General features: G+C 54.7%; 2 protein-coding genes and 1 pseudogene. 2 read left to right on the plus strand and 1 reads right to left on the minus strand.

The window, feature by feature from the left end; genetic code table 11:
• Window position 1: 1 nt before the first annotated feature.
• Both VGC62_RS26145 and VGC62_RS26150 read left to right on the plus strand, forming a co-directional pair.
• Window positions 2-580, plus strand: a complete 579-nt coding sequence (locus VGC62_RS26145) for a DedA family protein (RefSeq protein ID WP_331189976.1) — start codon at window positions 2-4, stop codon at window positions 578-580.
• A 138-nt stretch (window positions 581-718) separates the two neighbouring features.
• Window positions 719-1,702 carry an ATPase gene (locus VGC62_RS26150; protein ID WP_331189977.1) on the plus strand — a complete coding sequence of 328 codons (984 nt, stop codon included), beginning with the start codon at window positions 719-721 and terminating at the stop codon, window positions 1,700-1,702.
• 423 nt (window positions 1,703-2,125) lie between these two features.
• On the opposite strand, the pseudogene VGC62_RS26155 reads toward VGC62_RS26150, so the two are convergent.
• Window positions 2,126-2,239, minus strand: a pseudogene (locus tag VGC62_RS26155) (glycosyltransferase family 2 protein); the annotation flags it as partial.

Genomic DNA, 2,239 nt, shown 5'->3' on the forward strand with positions numbered 1-2,239 from the left:
CATCGACATTAACTACCTGCTTTCCACCTATGGCTATTGGGCAGTATTCATTGGCTGTCTGCTGGAAGGCGAAACTGTCCTTATTCTGGGCGGCATGGCGGCGCACCAGAACATCCTGACACTCTGGCAGATCATTGCCTATGCCAGCGTCGCCGGCATGCTGGGGGATCAAATTCTATTCTGGACCGGACGCTATTTTGGCGCACGACTACTGCCGCGCCTGCATCGACACCAAGCGGCGATCAAACGTGTTTCGGGATTGATCGAGCGCTATCCGAGCGCTTCAATCTTCTCTGTACGATTTATCTATGGCATGCGTCTGGTAGGACCCATGGTGATCGGCGCGAGTGACCTGTCGCCCCTGCGGTTTTCGCTGGTGAACCTGGTAGGCGCCATTGTCTGGGCATCGATTTTTGCCAGCGCCGGTTACTGGGCGGGTGAGTTTCTTGAGCAACTGCTCGGCAATCTCAAGCCTTATCGCTTGCCAATCGCGGTGGTTGTAGTAGTCCTCGCGGGCGTTGTCGCACTGTTTCGGCACTATCGGGTGAAAGCCAAAAGCCGTCGAGCCTCTCATGAGTGACGTCCCCTTTCACCAGTTTTGTCCCAAAAACATTGCCAGGGTTAAATCACCCTTCGTTTTATGCAGCCGCCCATTGCAGCCACCAATAGCAATTGAGCATCATCCACCCCAATACTTCGGCAAGGCCCGGCCGCTCCCATGAAGACCAGCAAAAGCATTACCCGCGCGTTTTGTGTCGAACTACAGGCGCAGTTGTCGATTGTGGCCGCACGGCGGGAATACTTCTCCATGGAGCCGCCGCGGGCGCGGTTCAACTTTTTATGTTCGACCGAGGCGTGTCGTGAACGCGGGGTGAAAATCACCGGTGTCAGATACGATGTGAAGCCACAGGAGAATCCGACGTTCGTTGCCGCACATTTCCGCGCCAATCCCAATTACGAGCATGTCGCTGAGTGCGAGTGGGTTGATGAAGAAGCGATAGGCGAAGATGAGGCAGTCGCTGGCGAGACGCAAAGCGAAGGGGCTCTGCGCAAAGCCAAGCGCAAGCTAGACGATTACATCGATGTGTTCGATCCGTCTATCAAGGAGAAGACGACGTCCGCCCGACCCCCCGGCCACTCCGACGACATGACAAAAACGGCCCCACAAACGCCAGCGCTGTCTTCTGACAAACCCAAACAAACGAGACACAATGAAACCCGCACCAACAATTTTGAACGACTGGTCGACAGCTTCCGTCAGGCGCAGGCCCAACTGACGAAGGAAGAGTTCAACCTGCTGACGCTGCGCGTTCCCGGCGAGGGTGAGACGACCCTGCGCGCGTACTTTCGCCATATCAAGTTCGCGCAAGTCGGTGACGAACGCCGAGTGCTGTATGGCGGTGGGTTGGTTGAGCGCTACGGGGCCGGCTTCAAATTCAAATTCTTCGACCGACTGCAGGGAAAACAGCTAACGCTGTATGTCTCATCCGCGCAGATGCAGGCCTATCGATCCAGCCGCTACATCAGCGAGTTGCTCAGCCATGCCGATGACGTCAGGTTCTTCACGGTATTTGCGCTGGGCACTTTGGTGGCGAGCCCGTCAGGGAAAAGCTTCAGCGTAGTGATTGAGGATTTGCGGCATCTGGCGATCGTATTGGGGCCTGCGAAGGAGCCGACCGCTGACGAGATGAAAAGGCCATAGGTAAAGCCCAATTGCAAACTTACGCTGGTACAAACCGACGTCCTCATTACGGGCCATCTCTTCGCAGGCAAGATCTACAAAACCGCACCTCAATGGAGTTCCATCCGATCGTCGCGAGTACGGCGCATTTTCCCGATGTACTTGTTCACAGTTGCTCTGATTACCGCCATCAGCTTTTATCAAACCCGCTATGCCATCAGTCCGATGGCTGACACGTTAAAAGCCATACGCGGTATCTACCCGTAGTGATCACTTTGGTCAGCACTCTCAGCGTACTCACTTATTGGGGTATCGAGCGCCCCTTTATCAAAACTCGAACAAGAAGGCAAAGCGCTACATCGCAGGCCGGTTGATCTGCAGTAACGACTATGCAAAACGGTCATAGGTTTTCTGATTATCGTCACATCAAGACGTATTACCCGTTCAACTGCTCTGACGATGCAGCAGCAAACGCTTGAAGCGACGAAACGTCGTCTTGTTGAACTGCCGAAAAGGGATTGAACGCAGAAGGCTCCAGGCGTGCTTCTTGTCAGTCAC

The organism is Pseudomonas sp. (genome assembly GCF_036404235.1).
Lineage (GTDB): Bacteria > Pseudomonadota > Gammaproteobacteria > Pseudomonadales > Pseudomonadaceae > Aquipseudomonas.

Excerpts from the sequence above, each read along its gene's own strand:
- VGC62_RS26150 (WP_331189977.1), top strand. The coding sequence starts at position 719 with ATGAAGACCAGCAAAAGCATTACCCGCGCGTTTTGTGTCGAACTACAG.